Source organism: Streptomyces sp. NPDC028635, assembly GCF_040637635.1.
In the GTDB taxonomy this organism is placed as follows: domain Bacteria; phylum Actinomycetota; class Actinomycetes; order Streptomycetales; family Streptomycetaceae; genus Streptomyces.
Genome location: NZ_JBEZWX010000001.1, coordinates 532803 through 551308, shown reverse-complemented (window position 1 = coordinate 551308; position 18506 = coordinate 532803). Strand labels below are relative to the sequence as shown.

13 protein-coding genes are annotated in these 18506 nt (G+C 70.9%); 4 read left to right on the top strand and 9 right to left on the bottom strand.

Annotation, left to right across the window (positions count from 1 at the left end; all coding sequences use genetic code 11):
• Positions 1-227: 227 nt before the first annotated feature.
• Entirely contained in the window at positions 228-1262 is a 1035-nt protein-coding gene (locus AB0E88_RS02025) for a hypothetical protein (RefSeq protein ID WP_361622191.1), read from the bottom strand.
• A gap of 247 nt (positions 1263-1509) precedes the next feature.
• On the opposite strand from AB0E88_RS02025, the gene AB0E88_RS02020 reads away from it, so the two are divergent.
• Together AB0E88_RS02020 and AB0E88_RS02015 are read left to right on the top strand one after the other, a co-directional pair.
• Positions 1510-5667 carry a beta-ketoacyl synthase N-terminal-like domain-containing protein gene (locus AB0E88_RS02020; RefSeq protein ID WP_361622188.1) on the top strand — a complete coding sequence of 1386 codons (4158 nt, stop codon included), beginning with the start codon at positions 1510-1512 and terminating at the stop codon, positions 5665-5667.
• Between the two features lie 234 nt (positions 5668-5901).
• Positions 5902-6531 (top strand): TetR/AcrR family transcriptional regulator, encoded by a 630-nt coding sequence (locus tag AB0E88_RS02015; RefSeq protein ID WP_361622185.1) that lies wholly within the window; start codon positions 5902-5904, stop codon positions 6529-6531.
• 129 nt (positions 6532-6660) lie between these two features.
• Here the strand turns inward: AB0E88_RS02015 and AB0E88_RS02010 are convergent, their stop codons facing one another.
• Positions 6661-7038 (bottom strand): hypothetical protein, encoded by a 378-nt coding sequence (locus AB0E88_RS02010; RefSeq protein ID WP_361622182.1) that lies wholly within the window; start codon positions 7036-7038, stop codon positions 6661-6663.
• Complete coding sequence (locus AB0E88_RS02005; protein ID WP_361622179.1) at positions 7035-7643, bottom strand: MarR family transcriptional regulator; 609 nt, start codon at positions 7641-7643, stop codon at positions 7035-7037. Before AB0E88_RS02005 ends, AB0E88_RS02010 begins: the two co-directional genes overlap by 4 nt.
• Before the next feature lie 351 nt (positions 7644-7994).
• Between AB0E88_RS02005 and AB0E88_RS02000 the strand changes: the two genes are divergently transcribed.
• Entirely contained in the window at positions 7995-9530 is a 1536-nt protein-coding gene (locus tag AB0E88_RS02000; RefSeq protein WP_361622176.1) for an AMP-binding protein, read from the top strand.
• Positions 9531-9656: 126 nt separating this feature from the next.
• Here the strand turns inward: AB0E88_RS02000 and AB0E88_RS01995 are convergent, their stop codons facing one another.
• Positions 9657-10223, bottom strand: a complete 567-nt coding sequence (locus AB0E88_RS01995) for a TetR family transcriptional regulator (RefSeq protein WP_361622173.1) — start codon at positions 10221-10223, stop codon at positions 9657-9659.
• Positions 10224-10305: 82 nt separating this feature from the next.
• Here AB0E88_RS01995 and AB0E88_RS01990 point away from each other — a divergent pair, with 82 nt between their 5' ends.
• Positions 10306-10731 (top strand): nuclear transport factor 2 family protein, encoded by a 426-nt coding sequence (locus AB0E88_RS01990; RefSeq protein WP_361622170.1) that lies wholly within the window; start codon positions 10306-10308, stop codon positions 10729-10731.
• Between the two features lie 154 nt (positions 10732-10885).
• Here AB0E88_RS01990 and AB0E88_RS01985 read toward each other — a convergent pair whose 3' ends face one another.
• The 5 genes from AB0E88_RS01985 to AB0E88_RS01965 form a co-directional block, all read right to left on the bottom strand.
• Positions 10886-13096 (bottom strand): SpoIIE family protein phosphatase, encoded by a 2211-nt coding sequence (locus AB0E88_RS01985; RefSeq protein WP_361622168.1) that lies wholly within the window; start codon positions 13094-13096, stop codon positions 10886-10888.
• A gap of 6 nt (positions 13097-13102) precedes the next feature.
• On the bottom strand, positions 13103-13543 hold the full coding sequence (locus tag AB0E88_RS01980; RefSeq protein ID WP_361622165.1) for an STAS domain-containing protein: 441 nt from the start codon (positions 13541-13543) through the stop codon (positions 13103-13105).
• A 139-nt stretch (positions 13544-13682) separates the two neighbouring features.
• Positions 13683-14069 carry an STAS domain-containing protein gene (locus AB0E88_RS01975; RefSeq protein ID WP_361622162.1) on the bottom strand — a complete coding sequence of 129 codons (387 nt, stop codon included), beginning with the start codon at positions 14067-14069 and terminating at the stop codon, positions 13683-13685.
• A 126-nt stretch (positions 14070-14195) separates the two neighbouring features.
• Positions 14196-14507: an STAS domain-containing protein gene (locus tag AB0E88_RS01970; protein WP_361622159.1), complete on the bottom strand. Its 312-nt coding sequence runs from the start codon at positions 14505-14507 to the stop codon at positions 14196-14198.
• The gene (locus AB0E88_RS01965) at positions 14507-18487 is read right to left on the bottom strand and encodes a SpoIIE family protein phosphatase (protein ID WP_361622323.1); all 3981 of its coding nucleotides are present in this window, start codon (positions 18485-18487) and stop codon (positions 14507-14509) included. The genes AB0E88_RS01970 and AB0E88_RS01965 overlap by 1 nt, the downstream gene beginning before the upstream one ends.
• Positions 18488-18506 lie beyond the last annotated feature (19 nt).

Here is an 18506-nt window from a genome sequence, read left to right as displayed (position 1 = left end):
GAGTAGGGGCGCCGTGTGAGTGGGCGCGGCGTGTGCGAGTGGGCCGCGGCGTGTGCGCGTCGGCAGACCGCCGCCCGCCGCCGGGAAAGCGCCGGGGACGTGCGCAAGCCCGCGAGCGGGCCCGCGGGCGAACGGCCTTCCGGCCCGGGCGGACGGTGTGGTCCGCGCCGGGCCGGAAGGCCGTGACTCGATATCGGCACCCCCCCCCGCGGGAGCCGCCCGCTCGCTCAGTTCACCCGGGCGGTGAGGGGTTCCGCATCGTCCGCGCCGGCCAGGAGCATCTGGTCGCGCACCATCCAGCCGGCCTGGAACCGGCTCTCCGCCCCCAGTTCACCGAACAGCTCGGCGATGTACTTCCGGCACGTCCGCACCCCGATGCCCAGGCGCCTGGCCACCACCTCGTCCTTGTAGCCGGCGGCCAGCAGCCGGACGATCGCCGTCTTCGTCTCCTGGGTCAGGCACTCCGGAATCCGGTTGTTGCCGCCCGTGCGCTCGAAGGCGGCACTGCTCGCCCAGGCGCTCACCACCATGTGCACCATGAATCCCACCAGGGCCTTGTGCTGGATCATGTGCGCCCTGTCCGTGTCCTCGTCGTCGAAGAGGAAGGCCACGGAACGGTCGAACACCAGCAGCGGCGGCAGGGACGCGGCGGTGGTGCGCACCTCGCCCCCCGACGCGAAGATCCGCTCGGTGCAGTCGCGCACCTCCGCGTCGTAGCGCGACAGGTGGGGAAGGAGCACCCGCGCGCTGACCGTCGACGCCATCGCGTCGCCGTCCCGGCACACCACGTCCCGGGCGAGAGCGGCGGTTCCCCGGCCCAGTGGCTGCACCGCCAAGAGCTCCTCGGCGCAGCGTCCCGCGGCGACCGCGAGGGCGTCGCGTATGTCGGGCGCGCCCTCGATGGTGACCACAGGGGTGACGCCTTCCCCCTCTTCCTCGCCGCACAGGCCGCTGAGCGTGTCGAGCTGTGCGCGCAGTCCCTCCAGTTGGGCCTGCCAGGCGTCGATGACACCCGAAAGGGGCTTGGCGTACTGGAGTTTGACCATGTCCGGGTGGACTGCGGTCCAGTCGCTGCGGTCCTCCTCGCGGGACCGTGCCAGCTTCATCCGGCTCAGCCGGGACAGCACGCGCTCGGTCTGGCCCGCGCCCCATCCCAGGCTGCTCGCCACTCTCTCGGGCCGGGCCCCGCCGCTGGTGATCAGGAACCGGTAGGCAGCCAGTTCCTCGTCTCCCAGGCGCGGAACGATCCGGTCGACGTTCATGTCTCCCCCTCACCTGCTGCGGCAACGGTGGAAAAAGCATAAACACGAGACCACTTATGAACGCAAGTACATCTTTTAACTCACCACCTTGGCGGAAGAATGCGCTGAATGTCCGCATTGTGCGGTGCTCGAAGCGGGTTTACAGGGCGAGTTGGAGGGCATCCCAGGCCATTAATGGCCTGGAGTGTATTTTTTCGTTCTCGCCCTGACGGACCGTCTGACGCGCCTGGAGAGCTTGGAGTCACCCATGCGTACTGAGCTGTCGACGCCGACGCCCCTCGCGATCGTCGGCATGGGATGCCGGTTACCGGGCATCGAGAACCCCGACGACCTGTGGGACGTCCTCACGGCCAACGCCGACACCGTGACCCCGGTCCCACGTGAGCGTTTCGACGTCGAGCGCTGGCACGACGCCACTCCCATGACCCCCGGACGGACCGTCTCCCGGCACGGCGGCTTCCTCACCGACCCCTTCGGGTTCGACGCGGCGTTCTTCGGCGTCTCGCCCGCCGAGGCGCGCGTCATGGACCCGCAGCAGCGGCTCCTGCTGCACGTCGTATGGGAAGCCCTCGAATCGGCCGGGATACGCCCCTCCCGCCTGGCGGGCAGCCGGGGCGGCGTCTTCGTCGGGCAGGCGACCTCCGAGTACGCGGACACAGCGCCCCGCACCGACGAACCCGACGTGCACGGCATGGTCGGCAGCCGGCTGCGCGCCGTCACGGCCGGCCGGGTCTCCTACGCCCTCGACCTGCGCGGACCGAGCGTCGTCCTGGACACCGCCTGCTCCTCCTCGCTGGTCGCCGTGCACGCCGCACGGCAGAGTCTGCTCACCGGCGAGAGCGATCTGTGCATCGCCGCCGGCGTCAACCTCATCCTGTCGCCGCACGACTCCATCGCCTATTCCCAGGGAGGCATGCTCTCGCCCGCGGGCCGGTGCCGGTTCGGCGACGCCCGAGCCGACGGTTTCGTCCGCAGCGAGGGCGTCGGCGCGGTGGTGCTCAAGCGGCTCGAGGACGCGCAGCGGGACGGCGACCCCGTGCACGCGCTCCTGCTCGGCAGCGCGGTCACCAATGACGGCACCGGCAGCGGACTGCTGCTCCGTCCCTCCGTCGAGGGCCAGGCCGACATGCTGCGCGAAGCCTGCGCCGGCGCGGGCGTGAAGCCGTCGGAACTCGACTACGTCGAAGCCCACGGCACCGGAACCCACGTCGGCGACGAGGTCGAACTCAGGGCGCTCGCCGAAGCGGTGGGTCAGGGAGCGGGCGGGAGGCCGCTGCTGACCGGATCGGTCAAGACCAATATCGGACACGCCGAAGCCGCAGCCGGCATCGCCGGACTGATCAAGTCGGTGCTGATCCTCCGTCACGGGGTCATCCCGGCATCGCTGCACCTGGACGAACCGCACCCCCTGCTCACCCAGGACGGCTTCCCGGTGCGTGTGGTCACCCGCAACCAGCCGCTGGCCCCGTCCGGTCCCCGCGCCCTGCTCGGTGTCAGCAGCTTCGGCCTGTCCGGGACCAACGCCCACGTGGTCGTCGGCGCCCACACTCCCGAATCCGGCGCGGGCGCTCCCGCTTCCGGCGCCCACGTCCGCGCACCCGGAGTCCGCCCGCCCGTCGGCGCTGCCGAACCGGCCGACGCCACCGACGCCACCGACGCCACCCAGGAGATCGGCGACACCGCCACCAGCGCGGCCCCCGACGACACCGCCGGCACCGCCACCGCGGGTGACACCGCCGGAACCCACCTCCTGGTCCTCAGCGCGCGAACGGCCGGTTCCCTGCGCCGCCTTGCCGCGCACTACGCGGACTACCTCGGCCCCGGCGGGGCCGGGCGCAGGCACCGGCTGCGCGACATCTGCGCCGCCGCGGCCCTGGGCCGTGACACGCACCGCCACCGCCTGTGGGTCGTGGGAGAGGACCACGACGCCCTGTCGCGGCGGCTGCGGGCCCTGGCCGACGGCGAGACCATCCCGGACGGAGGGACGGCGGACCCGGGCCCGGCGGGCGACCGGCCGACCGTGTTCGTCTTCTCCGGGCAGGGCGCGCAGTGGGCGGGCATGGGCCGGGCACTGTACCGTTCCTCACCGGCCTTCCGGTCGGTGCTGGAGGCGTGCGACCGGGCCGTACGCGAGGAACTCGGCTGGTCGGTCGTGGACCGGCTGACGTCCGGCGCCGAACTGCCCACGGACGTCGACGTCGTCCAGCCCCTCCTGTGGGCCGTGCAGGTGGCCCTCGCCGCCGCCTGGCGTGAACGCGGCGTGCAGCCACACCGGTGCATGGGACACAGCATGGGCGAGGTCGCGGCCGCGCACATCGCGGGCGGCCTGTCGCTCGAGGACGCGGCGGCGGTGATCTGCCGGCGCAGCCGGCTGATGCAGCGCACGGCCGGTCGGGGCGCCATGCTCGTCGTCGAGCTCCCGGCAGACCGGGCCCGCAGGCGCGCCCGGCCCTACGGCGACGCGGTGTCCGTGGCTGCCGAGAACGCTCCCAGCGTCACCGTGCTCGCGGGGGACCCCGCCGCGCTCACCGCGCTGGGCACCGAACTGGAACAGGACGGCGTCCTGTGCCGCACGGTGCCGGTCAACGTGGCCTCCCACTCGCCGCAGATGGACGCGGTGTGCGAGGACCTGTCACGGGAACTGGCCGGAATCTCCCCCGTGCCCGGGACGACCCGCATGGTGTCCACCGTCGACGGCCACGAGGGCGAGGCCCCGGGGCTGACCGCCGGCTACTGGGCCGACAACCTGCGCCGCCCCGTGCGGTTCGCCGGCACCCTGCGCAAGACGGCCCACGAGACGAACGCCGTCTTCCTGGAGGTCGGCCCCCACCCCGTCCTCCTCGCCGCCATGGACGACACTCTCACCGCGGCGGGCGCCGATGCCTCAGCGGTGGCCTCGCTGCACCGCGCGTGCGACGAACCCACCGAACTCGCCCGGGCGGCCGGACGCCTCTTCGCCCACGGCGGGCACGTGGACTGGCGGCAGTGGTACGGCGACGGCCCGCGGCACGTGCCGTCCCTCCCCACCTACGCGTGGGACGCCGTGCAGTACCGGCAGGAACCGGCCGTCCCCGTGACGTCCCCCCGCCACGACGCCTTCCCTGTACGGCGGATCGACCTCGCGGAATGGGGCGCGACCGCCGACTGGGGCGACGGCGTGGCCGTCCACGGGATCGCGGCCGTGCCGCCCGTCGCCTACCTGGCGGCGATGGCGGAGACAGCACATCAGGCCGAGCCCGGCGCGCCGCTGGAACTGCGGGACGTACACCTCGGCGACGAGTGCCTGCCTCTCGACGCCGCCGGTGACACGAGGCTGCACGTCGCCCTGGAGGACGAAGCACAGGGAGGCCACGCAGTCCGCTCGGTGACCGTGCGGGCCTCGGTGCGGGACGCCGCGAGCCCTGTGCTGTGCGCCTCGGGACGGGTGGTCAGGGCGGGCGCGGACGACGGCGGTCACCTGGCCCCCGACGCCCTCGACACCGCGCTCGCCCGGTGCCGGGACTACGTGGGAGCGCGGGACTTCCTGCTGCTGGCACAACGTCACGGACACGACATCGCCGAGCCGTTCCGGGGGACGCAGCACCTGTGGCGGCGCGACGGCGAAGCCGTGGCCCGCGTGCGGCCGGCGAAGCTCCTCCCGCACGTCGGCTGGGAGACGGGGCTGCAGACCATCCTGGCGGCGCGACCCGGAGCCCTGTCCGGCCAGGACGACGCCGCCCACGTGCCGGTGTCCTTCGGCGCGGTCCGCTTCCACGCGGAACTGGAACCCGAGTTCTGGAGCCTGAGCACCGTGCGGTCTGAGGACGGCGGCGCCTCGCTCCTGGCCGACGTCGTACTGATCGCTCCGGACCACCGCGTTCTGGCACGGTTCTCGGACATCCGTCTGCGGCGCCTCACGCCCACGCCCCCCGAGGCCCTCCCCCTGGCACAGGTGCGCACGCTCCTGCTCCCCGCGGCCCGCCCGCTGGCCCACGTGCGCTCTCTCGTGCCGGCCGTCACCCGGCGGTGCGCGACACCGCTCACCCGTCTGGCCGGGAAGGTGACGGCGGCGTTCAACAGCGCCGAGAGCACGGCGCGCGCGGCTGGTCAGGGATCGGCGGGCGTACGCGGCGCCCCGGACGAGGCGGCGCCCCGCTTCTCCGTGTCCTCCTCCGGCCGTACCCGTCGGGAGGGGGCCGCGCAGGCGCTCGTGGCGCACTCGGCGGCCCTGCTGGGCCTGCGGGCATCGGACATGGACGAGCGGCTGTCTCTTCGCGACCTCGGACTCGACTCGCTCATGGCGACCCGGCTCCGGCTGTACCTGCAGCGCAGCCACGGCGCGGAGATCACCGCAGGACGCCTCCTGAGCGCCGAGAGCATTGCCGAGCTGTGCGCGGACCTGACCCGGCAGGAGGCGCAACCGTAGCCCGCACGACACGCATCACCGTGCGACGTCCGATCCCGGCCGAACCGGGAACGACCGACGCCCGACCGTTGCCCTACGACGGCGGAGCAATAAAAATGAACCGTGGTATAAAAAAAGTTCGCCACGCACGATGCTGCCCGGAGGGGGCCGACCGGACGTCGCTTCCCCCTCATCCGGGCATGCCGTCCGGACTCGGTGAGCCGGATGGGACCAGGCACGAACAGGAGGGACGGAATGGACTCGCGCGCGACAACGACGCCGCCGCCGGTCGGCCGCCGGGAACGCAACAAGCAACGGGTCAGGGAACGTCTCTTCCTGTCCGCGGTTGAGCTCTTCGTGGAGAAGGGGTACGACCACACCTCCATCGACGAGATCGCGGAACGCGCCGACGTCGCGCGCGGCACCTTCTTCAACTACTTCCAGCGCAAGGAAGACATCATCACCGCCTGGGGGGAGAGGAGGCGAGCCGCGCTGGTGACCGGACTCGACGAGGACTCCGTGCTGACGCCCGACTCGGTGGCGCGGCTCCAGCAGTGCATGGCGGTGCTGGCCCGCATCAACCAGGAGGAACCGCAGCTCACCACGGCCATGCTCACCGCCTGGGTCAAGGCGGGCCGGCCGATACTGGAAGAGCCGTACGTCGCCGAGGTGTTCGCCAGGATCGTCGACAGCGGCGTACGCCGGGGAGAGCTGAACCCGGGGGTGTCGCCCATCGTCGTCGGCAACGTCCTGCGTGACGTCTATCTGGGTGCCCTCTACCGCTGGGCCAACCGCTCCGCGGAGACGACCGGATCACTGGCGGGAGAACTCCAGCAGATCCTGCGACTCCTCCTCGACGGGATGACCGGCCCGGCCAAGCCCTGACATCCCCCACCTCCGGCGCCGCACCGCCGGAGGTCTTGCGGTGACGGACGTCGGGAACGGAAGTCGTCGGGAGCTGCGGAGCAGTCACCGAGGCCGCCTGAACTGAGCGGTGGGAGCGCCCTGTTGACGTCAGGACGGGCTGACGGCCCGCATGATCGCATGCCAGGGAGTGGCGTCGAAGATGAGGCGGATGCTGTCGATGCGGCCGTCGGTCAGGTGGAAGTGTTCGGCGGTGCATTGTGTGCCGATGGCCGGGGCCGAGGTGCGGACGTCGTAGACCAGGGTTGCTTCGGTCTCGCCGTACAGTTCGCTGACCAGATCGACGCCGGTCACGATTCCCAGGAACGCGTCCAGGCCGCTGAGGTGCCCGTGCGTGCTGTCGGAGGTCAGCAGAGGGCTTTGGAAGTGGAAGGGCTCGCTGAGCGTTCGGGCAGCGGCCGGGATGTCGCCTTGGAACCGGGCTTGGTGGTAGGCGCGGACGGTTGTGCGTGTCGTGGCCGTCGTCATGTGGAGTCGCCCCTTTCGATGGCAGCGAGATGCGTGGCGATGCGTTGCTGGTTCTGAACAAGCCGCAGGCACAGGTGGCGCAGCTGGTGCAGTTCGGTGTCGGTGAATCCGTGGAACAGTGCCTCCATGGCCCGCTGTGTCGGTGTGCGGAATTCGCTCAGCCACGCCAGGCCGGCGGGGGTGATACGGACGAGGACGGACCGGCGATCGTCTGGGTCGGGGTCGCGTCGGACGAGTCCTTCGCGTTCGAGTGTGTCGACCAGACCGGTGGCGTTGCGGGGAGTCATGCCTGCGGAACGGGCGAGCTCACCGAGACTGGCACCGGCTGCGCCGAGCGTGCGCAGGCGGATCAGGACATCGCTGGCTCCCGCGCTGAGACCACGACCTTCGGATCCGTGGGTGCGAAGCCGCTCGACGGACCTGTGCGCGGCGCGTGCCGCGGCAGCCGCCTCCAGCCGCAGGGTGTCTCCCCCCTCCATGAACTTGCCCATGTCGTGGCGGACTTGAGGGTCGTAGAGCAACCCGTCCGCACTCTGGGCGAGCCGCTCGGAATTAGTTACGTGCTTCATAATGAAGTAGTACGCGATCGGCTCGGGTGCCGTCAAGGCATCGAAGGTCCCCCGGCAGCCCTGCGCGGACGACGCAATGCAGGTCGTTTGGCGCGTCGTTGGATCATCGCGACGACCACCGCCTTGACCGAAGCCCAGGGCTGAGCCACCCCGGCAGCCGCAGCGTGATGACCGCGCCGCCACCGCAGCGGAGTTGGCACTTTGGGCATGAGGTCCTAGAGTCGATACATGGTTGGCCCAGGCAACCTTTAGCGGGGGGCCACGGCCATCTCGCATGGAGCAGGCCCGGCGTGACCGCGGTCATGCGGCGCCGGCTCCCATCCCCCCATATGTACGACCGCTACACCGGCCCGCGCCCCGCAGCGAACGGGCTCAGAAGGATCACACATGCCGAACGTCCCCCCACACTTCCGCAGCCATGTGGAGCACATCCTCGACTCCCTGCTGGAGAACCCCGACCGCGAGGCGTTGGTGTACCGGAACCGCCGTGTCAGCGCGGGCGAGTTGCGTGCGCTGGTGTTCCGGATGGCGTGGGCCATGCAGGGGCAGGGAATCGAACGTGGTCAGACAGTCACTCTGCTCAGCGGCAACCTGCCGGAGGCTCTGGCCGCGCGGTACGCGGCCAATCTGATCGGCGCCCAGGTCAACCACCTGTACAGCGAGCTCGCTTCCGATGTGCAGGCCGCCATCGTCCGCGATGTGGAGACCCGGGCTCTCGTCGTCGATCCGCGGATGACCGACCGGGCCGCCGAGATCACCGAGGCCGTGCCGGTCAAGTCGGTTCTGACACTCGGTCCGGCCGGAACGGGCGAGGATCTGCTTGGACTTGCCGCGTCCCAGTCCGCGGAACCCTTCCGCAGCCAGGCGCAGCCGGACGCCATTTGCGCCATCCGGCACACCGGCGGGACCACCGGCCATCCGAAGGGCATATGCACCACCTACCGGCAGGTGCAGGCGCAGCGCGCCGCGCGCCCGGTCGAGAAGGACGCGGGCTCCACGCATCGCCAACTCGTCGCCACCACCATCGCCCACGCGGCCGGCATGCTCACGGACGCCGTGCTCGAGGCGGGCGGCGCCGTCGTCATGCTGGACGGATTCGAGGCAGGACAGGTGCTCGAGACCATCGAGCGTGAACGCATCACCCACCTGTGGCTGCTGCCGCCCCTCCTCTACCAGTTGCTCGACCATCCCCGCATGGAGCACACCGACACCTCCTCGCTGCGCCAGGTGCTCTACGGCGGCTGCCAGGCGTCTCCGGCACGACTCGCCGACGCCGTGCGCCGCCTCGGTCCCGTGCTGATGCAGGGGTACGGGCAGAACGAGGCAGGCCTGATCAGCATCCTCTCCCCGGACGACCACGCCCGCGTCGAGCGGCTGCGCAGTGCGGGAAAGATCCTGGACGGGGTCGAGGTCGAGATCCGGGACCCTGCCGGTAACGCGCTCCCCGACGGCGAACACGGCGAGATCGTCGTACGTTCCGGCATGGTCATGCAGGGCTACTGGAAGCAACCGCAACTCACCGCCCAGGTCCTCCAGGACGGCTGGATGCACACCGGTGACATCGGATTCCGGGACGGCGACGGCTACTTGACCGTCGTGGACCGCCTCAAGGACATGATCGTCGTCGTCGGCGGCCATGTGTACACGACCGAACTGGAGGATCTGCTCAACAGCCACCCGCAGGTCCGGCAGAGCGCCGTCTACGGCGTCCGGAACGAGGACCGCATGGAGCGTGTCCACGCCGCCGTCCTGCTCGCCCCCGGGGCCACGACCAGTGCCGACGAGCTCCGTGCCTTCGTGCGCGCCGAACGCGGCGCGATGTACGAGCCGGCCTGCATCACCTTCCCCGCGGAGCTGCCCCTCACCGACGTCGGCAAACCCGACAAGAAGGAGCTGCGCCGTCGAGCCACGGCCCACACGTGATCGTGCTCCACGAACGGCCGCAGGAGTCGGCACGATCGTAAGGGGCCACCGCCATGCTCACGCGGCAGTGGTGTGTCCGGAGACCAACCGCCGAACCTGCTCATTTCGCGTGACGGGGCGTCAGGGTCACTGCGGAGGTCCCATGAGGGCCTTGACGGCGGGGCGAAGCAACGCGGCGATGTGATCCGCAGGGGCCTCACGAAGCGCGGCCAGGCCGAGCAACTGGTGACCGATGGTCACGCCCAGCAACGCGGTGACAACCAGTGCGGCGCGCAGTTCGGGATTGTCGGCAGAGGGCAGTGCGGCACCAACGCTGTCGATCTGCCGGCCGAGAGCGGCATGGACGTGATCGGCTGCAGCCCGGTCGGTGAGCATGGACCGCATCATCGCCAGCGTGGCTTCGGGAAGACCGCCGAGTTTGAGGCCCAGCGAGGCCAGCAACTGATCGACGAGCTCGTCGGTGTCAGTGGCTGTCAGCGGGGCGGGGGCCACCTGCACGGCTTGGCCGAACAGCTCCCGCTTCGAGCCGAAATACTGCATGACCAGGGCAGGATCGACGCCCGCCGCGGCGGCTACTGCGCGGACAGTGGTGCGCTCGAATCCCTTGTCGGCGAACAGCTTCCGGGCGTTGTCGAGGATGCGCGCCTCGGTTGCACGGCGTCGGTCGGCACGAGTCTGGCGAGGGGTGGACACCCACTCACTCTACAACCGTTGACCGAATTTCCCGTCGGCGTTAGGGTTGAGTCAACAAGCGTTGAGTGAAGGGAGCAGCCCCATGCCGCATCCGGACACGCCTGCTGCTCGCACCCCTCACGAGGTGCTGACCTGCTACTACCAGGCCATGCTCGACAAGTCCCCGGACGATCTCGCGGACCTCTACACCATCGACGCGGTGCACGAGTTCCCGTTCTCCTCACCCGGCTTCCCCCCGCGCTTCGAAGGGCGTGAGGCCGTGCGCGCCGGCTACAGGGCAGCCTGGTGCGCCAGCCCCGTCCTGGTGGAGGAGGTCAAGAGGGTCGCGGCCTACGAGACCGCCGATCCAGGAGTGATCGTCGCCGAGCATGTCGTGGTGGGAAAGCTCCCGACCAAGGCCACCACGTTCACCGTCCCGGGCCTCCTGATACTCGAGGTCCGCGACGGCCTGATCACACGAACCCGCGACTACATGGACGGCTTGGGCGTCGCCAACGCCAGGACATGACGGCCCGACCAGTACAGCGGCAGCCAGACCCGAAGCGGCGGATCATCTTCCGGCAACTTCTGGTCTTTCGGTTTTTGTTCACGTGCGGTCGCTCTCGCCTCCGTCGGCCTACCCGCTGCGACCCGCGTACTCCTGCGGAGGCCTACCGGACGGCTCAGGTGGCTGTCAGGACGAGAGCGGCCTGGTCGTCGTCCATGCCCATGGCGCCGGTGAACGCGTGAACGGCCCGGGTGAGAGCGCCGATGATCGCTTCAGGGCCGGTGACGCACTGGATGGCCAGCGTGTCCACGAGGCGGTCCTCACCGAACTGCTCCCCGTGCTCGTCGCGGGCCTCGATGAGGCCGTCGGTGTAGAGCAGCAGGCTCTCCGTCGGCTCAAGGTGAAGACGGTGGGTCTCCAGATGAGGGTGCGGGGTGACACCGAGGAGCAGGCCCTCGCACTGGACGGGGCGAGGGGCGCGGCCGCTGCGGATGTGGAGGGGCGAGGTGTGGCCGGCGCGCACGAGGGTGATGTCGAGGCCCCCGTCGGCGGCAGGGGTGAGGTGACCGTACACGAGAGTGACGAAGCCGGTTCCGTGGCTGTTCGGGCGGCCGAGGAGGGCCTTGTTGATCGCCTGGACGACGGCGTCCGGACCCGGCAGAAGGGGGGCCACGGCGCGGGCGGTGTGGCGGACCAGTGCGGTGGTGGTGGCGGCGGTGGCGCCGCGTCCGCAGACGTCGCCGAGCATGAACGCCCAGGTCTGGTCGGTGAGGTGGAAGACGTCGTAGAAGTCGCCGCCGATGTCGAGTCCTTCACCGGCCGGGTGGTAGTAGGTGGCGACCTGCGCTCTCGGCAGATCGGGGACCTCGGGGAGCAGCAGGCCGGCTTGCAGGTCACGGGCGAGGGTGACGCGCTGCGTGTACTGACGGGCGTTGAGGGCGGCCGAAGCGGCGCGGCGAGCGAGCTCTTCGGCGAGGGCGACGGTGTGACCGCTGAACGCGCTCTCCCCGGTGGTCAGCAGGGTCAGCGCACCGAAGGCGCGACCGCGGTCGAGCAGGGGAACGCACAGGTAGCCGGTGACCTCGAGAGCCTGCCAGGGGCCGGGGCCGGTGGGGGTGCGGCGGGCGACCTCGCTCAGTCCGGAGGCCAGGGCGCGGGCGACGGCGTCGTCGGCGGCGTCGTAGACCGGGATGTGCGAGGCCAGCAACGTGTCCGCGTCCGGGGTGGGTGCGGCGGTGGCGATACGGCGCACCCGGCCGGCTTCGACGATGTCGACCGCGCACAGCGGTGCCAGCTTGGGGGTGCACAGATCGGCCAGGCGCTGGAGGGTCTGCGTCTGGTCGAGGCCGGTGGTCAGCCGGGTGCTGGCCTCCAGCAGGAAGGCGAGGTCGTCGCGGGCGGCCTTCTCCTTGGCCTCTGCGGTCCTGCGCGCCTCGTCGGCCCGATGGCGCTCGATGGCCAGGGCGGCGGTACCCGCGAACACCCTGGCCAGAGCCAGGTCGGCTTCCTGCGGCGCACGGGGAGCGCGGTGGTACATCGCGAACGTACCGAGCAGTGAGCCGTCCCGGGCCAGGATCGGTGTGGACCAGCAGGCCGCAAGCCTCGCCCGCTGAGCGAGGTCACGGAAGTCGTCCCAGAACGGGTCGGTGGCGATGTCCGAGACGATGACCGGTGCCCGACGGTGGGCGGCGGTGCCGCAGGAGCCGACTCCTTCGCCCGTGGCGATGCCGTCGATGGCCTGGTTGTAGAAATCGGGCAGGCTCGGCGCGGCGCCGTGGCGCAGGTGGCGACCGTCGGCGTCCGCGAGGAGGACGGAGACGAGGACCTCCTCGGGGGCCAGCTCCTCGATGGCGCGGGCCATGCCGTCCAGTACCTGTTCCAGCGGTGCCTGGCGAGCGATCTGCTCCAGCAGGACGCGATGCTCGGCCGCCAACCGCTGGGCCTGCATGAGCTGCGTCGTCTCCACCCCGATGACGCGTACGCCGATCACGTTGCCGCCGACGTCCAGCCGGGGCTCGTAGGTGAAGTCGAAGTACGCCTCACGCGCGCGGGGGCCGACGCCCAGGACGACGCGGGCGTTGCGGCCGACGTGGCGCTCGCCGCTGCGGTACACCCGGTCAAGGAGGTCGAGGAAGCCCTGGTCGGCGAGTTCCGGCAGCAGCTGCCTCACAGGCAGGCCGGTACGTGCCCGTGGGTGGCCACCGATCGCGGTGAAGAAGGCGGCGTTGGCCGCCTCCACCATGTGCGCCGGACCGGCCAGAGACGCGAACACGGCAGTGGACTGGCCGAACAATGCGCGTAGATCGCGTTCGGCGTCCCCCGTGCCGGGCTCCTCGAAGCCCGCAGAGGCGGCAGGTACCGGTTCCTGTTCCGAGACGTGGCTCATCGCCCGCTACCTTTCACTGGCCGAACGCAACGACGGACGGTCCCCGTTGCCGGGCTGCTCTTCAACGGCGTTGCCGGCGCTCACAGCCTGATGCAGGGTGGCGTGTACCCCGAACGCCCGGTCCAGCTCCATGAGGGTGAACACACGCGCGACTGGGGCGGGCACTGCCGCGAGCCTCAGGCCGGCGTCCTGCGCGGAAAGCCGCGGGTGCTGCCGGCTCAGGCGGGTGATCCCAGAAGAGTCGCAGAAGGTGAGTCCAGCCCCCTCGGCCTTCACCGGCGCGGGCTGGGGTGCGCCGGCGAGAGCCCGCTCGGCGATCTCCGGCAGCTGGACGGCACTCCCGTGGTCGAACCCTCCACGCAGCGTGAACAACGACCCCTGCGCTGTCGGTCTGACATCCACCGAAAGCCCCCCGAATGCCTTCATCTCATCGCTCTGATGACCCACGTCGATGATAGAGACCGCCGAGCGAGGACTTGGGCAGGGCCTGGGGTCGGTGGCGTCCGCGAAGTACCGCACCTGCCCGCCCTGTTGCAGCCCGCGCGGACGAAGGGCAGGAGGTGAGAGGCCCGGAGCGGCCGTGCCGTCATGCGGAGGTGCCGGCGCTGTCGGCGTCCCCGTCCGCGGCGAGGGCGGCCAGCGCGTCGGCGACCGTGTCGTGGATGGGGAGCAGCGTGGAGATACCGGTCAGGGTCACCATGCGCATGAGACGGTCGGGGACGCTCGCGACGCGGAGCGAACCGCCTGCCTCCTGGGCGGCCTGCAGCAGGACGATGAGCGTGCTGAGCCCGGTCGAGTCGACGTAGTCCACCTGGGCCAGGTCCAGGACGAGGTGCGGTGTGCCTTGCTCCACGACGGTCCATGCCTGCGCGCGCAGCACGGGCGAGGTGTGCAGATCGAGATCGCCGGCGACCTGCACGACGGCTGTGCGGTCGCCGGTGTGTCGGACGGTGGTGTCGAGAGTGTCGGTCACGTGGGCATCACTCCTGGCCGGACGGCCCTGCACGGCGTGGCGAGCAGGGCGGTGGGGTGTCATGGCCGTACGAACGGCTGGGGAGGGCGGCGGGCGGGACGGTGCGGCTTCCTCCGCCGGGTCGGGTCAGCTTTGCGTCCCGTTCCGGGTCCCGGGGTTGTGGACGGTGGCCAGGTCGGCAAGGCCCGAGACGGCGAGTACGGGCTCGAGCAGCGGAGGGACGATCAGTTCCAGCCTCTCGGCGTGAGCGAACAGCACGCTCAGCCCCGCGCTGTCGAGGTACTCCACCCCGGTCAGGTCCACGACCAGGGGACCCGAGCCGCTGGCCAGGGCTTCGGCCAGATGACCGACGTTGCTCATGTCGATCTCGCCGCTGACGGCGAGACGGACGGTGCCGTCCGGACTCCGGCCTGGTATCAGCGTGAGCGGGGTGGTCATCAGGCGATCCTCATCTGCATGTCGACAGTGGTACCGGACGGGCCGGGGGCGACGGTGACCTGCTGCATCAGCGCGTGCATCAGGGACATGCCACGGCCCCGGTGAGCGTTCTTCTCGGGTTGTGGAACCTTCCACTGGCCACTGTCCGCGACCGTCACACGCAGCGTGTCGACCAGCGCCTCGGCGCGCAGCCGTACGGCTTCCCCCGGGGCGTGCCGGTGGCCGTGCTCGATCGCGTTCGCACATGCCTCCCCGGCGGCGACGAGAACGTTCTGCACCGCGTTCGGCGGCAGTTCGCACTGGTCGAGCCAGCTGCGCAGCGCCCTTCGCACCGGCGCGAGCTGGGAGGACTCGGCGGGGAAAGTCATCTCCAGCGGTGCCGGGTGGCGGTAGAGCAGGAGGGCCACGTCGTCGTCGTACCCGCCGGCCGGCGCGAGCCTGGCCATCACCGCGCTGGCGAGGTCCTCGACAGGCATGTCGCGGCCGTCCTGCACGGCGTCGCCCGCCTGCTCGATCCCCGTGTTGAGCGGGCGTCGCCGCCGCTCCACGAGCCCATCGGTGTACAGCAGCAGCGTGGCCCGTGCGGGAAGGGAGCACGCGGCCTCCGGGCGCTGTCTGCCCGGCCGTACGGCCAGCGGCAGCGCACGCCCGTCCTCCAACAGCCTTGTGGTGCCGTCGGCGTGCACGAGGATGCCCGGCGGATGCCCGGCACTGGAATAGGTGAGTTCTCCGGTGCCGGGGTCGAGTACACCGCAGAAGACGGTCGTGCACAGCGCGCCCGTGACGCTCGCGGCGAACTGGTCGAGGGCCATCAGCGTCCGGGAGGGGCTGGGATCCTGGAGCAGCAGTGCGCGGCAGGCGCTGCGCAGCTGTCCCATGACACTGGCTGCCTCCAGGCCCCGGCCGACGCAGTCGCCGACGACGATGCCGATCCGGCCGTCCGGCAGCGCAATGGTGTCGTACCAGTCACCGCCCACCTCCAGCGGACGCGTGGCGGGCTCGTACCGCACGGCGAAGCCCTCGGGCAGCCGGGCCGGCCCCAGGATGGCGCGCTGGAGCGCGATGGCCGTCTCCCGCTGCTGGTCGATCTGGTGCGCCCGGACCAGTCCCTGCGCCAGGTGCCCGGCCAGCAGCGAGAGCAGCAGCTGGTCCTCGGAGGTGAACGGCCGGTGTCCGCCCAGATCGACCCACAGGGCCATCGGGCCCTCGGGGTGCTCCAGCAGGACGCCGGCACCGCTGTCGTCTGCCTCGGCGGTGAGCGTGGGCCGCCGGCGGAGCGCGGCAAACAGTTCCTGACGCTCGGCCGGAAGGTCCTCCCACCGCAGGCTCGCGTCCGTGGCCGTGAGCGCCGGGACGTCGCCGCCTCCGAAGACGGCGGCCACCACCACGCGGGCCTGCCACAGTGACCGCAGCTCGTCCAGGGCGCCGGACAGTGCCTCGGGCAGGCTGACGGCACGGGACAACGAGGTGCTCAGCGCCGCCAGCGCCGTCTCCCGCTGGACGGCGTAGTGCTCGGCCGTGACGTCGCGGAAGGTGCCGACGGTGACCCGGCGACCTGTGTCCGGGTCCTCGGCCTTGTTGAACGTCACGGCGATCCACAGGCGACGGCCGTCTCGGTGCGTGACGGGAACGGTGTAGGAGCCCTGGGAATTCTCGATCAGGTCGGCGAAGGCGTCGCCGACCTGCCGGTGCGCGCCCGGATCAGTGGCCTCGTCCGGCCACCACGGATGGATCGGGGCGTAGGGGAGGTCATCGGGACCGTAGCCGAGGATGTCGGTGAACGCCGTGTTGATCTCCACGACGGCCCCGGACTCGTCGCAGACGAAGAACGCCTCCTGGAGGGAGTCGATGAGCGCCGTCCGCCAGCGGACATGGTGGCCGCGCAGCCGGGCCAGCTCGACGTTCGCGCGCACGCGGGCGAGCAGCTCGGCCGCGGCGAAGGGCTTCACCAGGTAGTCGTCGGCGCCTGCCCGGAGTCCCTCGATCGACGCCTCCTGTCCGGCCCTGGCCGACAGCAGCAGCACGGGCACCGAGGCCGTACGGGGGTCGCCGCGCAGTCGCGCCACCAGCTCCAGCCCGTCCAGCCGGGGCATCATCACGTCGCTGACGACAAGGTCGGGAGTGCCACGGCGGGCGGCGTCCAGTGCTTCGACGCCGTCCGAAACCGCTTCGACCTCGTACCCCGCGCCAGCCAGAATGCGGGTGAGGTACTCACGCATGTCGGCGTTGTCGTCGGCCACCAGCACCCGTGCGCTCCGGGTGGGGCCGGCGCCGGCCCCGAGCGGAACAGCCCCCACCCCTTCCGAGCGGTCCTCGGCCGCGGCTCCGGCTTCAGCCACCGGAAGCCAGCGCAGGGCTTCCTCGACATACGGGTCGGCGGTGGCCGAGGCCGCGCCGCCCCCTTCCGGCATCACGGAGTCGTCGGACAGATGCGCGGTGCCGAACGGCACCCGGAGGGTGAAGCTGGTGCCCTTTCCTTCCGTGCTCTCGGCGTGGATCGTGCCGCCGTGCAGGGTGACCAGCTCCCTCACCAGGGCCAGTCCGATACCGCTTCCCTCGTTGGAACGGGACCGGGCGTTCTCGATGCGGTGGAAGCGTTCGAACAACCGCGGCATCTCCGCCTCCGGCACACCGGTCCCGGTGTCGGCGACGGTGACCACGGCCTGGCCGCCCTCGCGGCGCACGGCCACGCGAACCGCTCCGTCGAAGGTGAACTTCAGCGCGTTGCTCAGCAGGTTCAGGACCACCTTCTCCCACATGCCGCGGTCCACGTACACCGGTTCGTCCAGCGAGGGACAGTCCACCTCGAAGGCGAGCCCGGCCCTCTCCATGGCCGAGCGGAAGACGCTGGCCAGCTCCGCCGTCACCGCGGCCAGGTCGACCGGCTCGTAGCGAGCCTGCATGCGGCCCGCCTCGATGCGGGAGAAGTCCAGCAGGGTGTTGACCAGCTTGCCCAGCCGCAGCCCGTTGCGATGGATGACGTCGAGTTCCTGACGTATCTCCTCGCCCGCGTCGGTGAGACGAGTGCGCAGTTCCTCGACCGGGCCCATGATCAGAGTCAGCGGAGTGCGGAGCTCGTGGCTGATGTTGGAGAAGAAGGTGGTCTTGGCCCGGTCCAGTTCGGCCAGTTCCTCCGCCCGCCGCTGCTGTGCCTCGTAGTTGCGGGCACTGCCGATCCCGGAGGCGATGTGCCCGGCGGTCAGCTCGATGAACCCCCGGTAGCCGTCGTCCAGGACGCGGTAGCGGTTCACAGCGGCCACGAAGAATCCGTACGGCGCACCGCCCTGCTGCCGCAGCGGGACGACGAGTGCCTCCACGGGTGGTTCGGGCCAGTCACCGCCGGGCAGGTCGTCGAAGTGTTCGCCGGTCAGCGGCACCACGCGCGCCTCGCCCTCGGCCAGCACCGCGGCGGGCCAGACGGCTTCGGGGCCCGCGACGAGGGGCAGGGTCTGCGGTGCGACGGGCAGACCGGGGGTGACACCGGTCGCCCCGGCCAACCGGGCGGTGTCGCCGTCGAACAGGTAGGTCAGAGTGAAGGGCAGGTCCTTGCGGTTGCGGTCCAGCTGCCGGTCGGCGAAGGCCAGCACCTCCTGCTCGGTGCGCATCACGCTGGGGTCCGAGCCGAGGTCCCGCAGGGTGGCCATGCGCCGCTCACCGATCACCCGCTCGGTGTCCTCGCTGACCACGCACAGCATGCCGACGACGTCGCCGGAGTCGTCCCGCAGCGGGCTGTAGGAGAACGTGTGGTACGTCTCCTCGCTGTAGCCGGACCGCTCCAGGAACAGCAGCAGGCCCTCGTCCCAGGTGGCCTCGCCGGTGCTGAGCACGGCCTCGATGCGGGGCCCGATGTCCCCCCAGATCTCCGCCCACACCTCACTCGCAGGCCGTCCCAGCGCCCACGGGTACTTGCGGCCGAGGGTGTCGCGCCGGTATGCGGCGTTGCAGAAGAACGTCAGCTCCTCGCCCCACGCCATCCACATCGGGAACCGCGATGACAGC

What these genes read in the sequence shown, in the direction of transcription:
- AB0E88_RS02025 (WP_361622191.1), bottom strand. Translation starts at nt 1,262, where the DNA reads ATGAACGTCGACCGGATCGTTCCGCGCCTGGGAGACGAGGAACTGGCT.
- AB0E88_RS02020 (WP_361622188.1), top strand. Translation starts at nt 1,510, where the DNA reads ATGCGTACTGAGCTGTCGACGCCGACGCCCCTCGCGATCGTCGGCATG.
- AB0E88_RS02015 (WP_361622185.1), top strand. Translation starts at nt 5,902, where the DNA reads ATGGACTCGCGCGCGACAACGACGCCGCCGCCGGTCGGCCGCCGGGAA.
- AB0E88_RS02010 (WP_361622182.1), bottom strand. Translation starts at nt 7,038, where the DNA reads ATGACGACGGCCACGACACGCACAACCGTCCGCGCCTACCACCAAGCC.
- AB0E88_RS02000 (WP_361622176.1), top strand. Translation starts at nt 7,995, where the DNA reads ATGCCGAACGTCCCCCCACACTTCCGCAGCCATGTGGAGCACATCCTC.
- AB0E88_RS01990 (WP_361622170.1), top strand. Translation starts at nt 10,306, where the DNA reads ATGCCGCATCCGGACACGCCTGCTGCTCGCACCCCTCACGAGGTGCTG.
- AB0E88_RS01985 (WP_361622168.1), bottom strand. Translation starts at nt 13,096, where the DNA reads ATGAGCCACGTCTCGGAACAGGAACCGGTACCTGCCGCCTCTGCGGGC.
- AB0E88_RS01970 (WP_361622159.1), bottom strand. Translation starts at nt 14,507, where the DNA reads ATGACCACCCCGCTCACGCTGATACCAGGCCGGAGTCCGGACGGCACC.
- AB0E88_RS01965 (WP_361622323.1), bottom strand. Translation starts at nt 18,487, where the DNA reads ATGTGGATGGCGTGGGGCGAGGAGCTGACGTTCTTCTGCAACGCCGCA.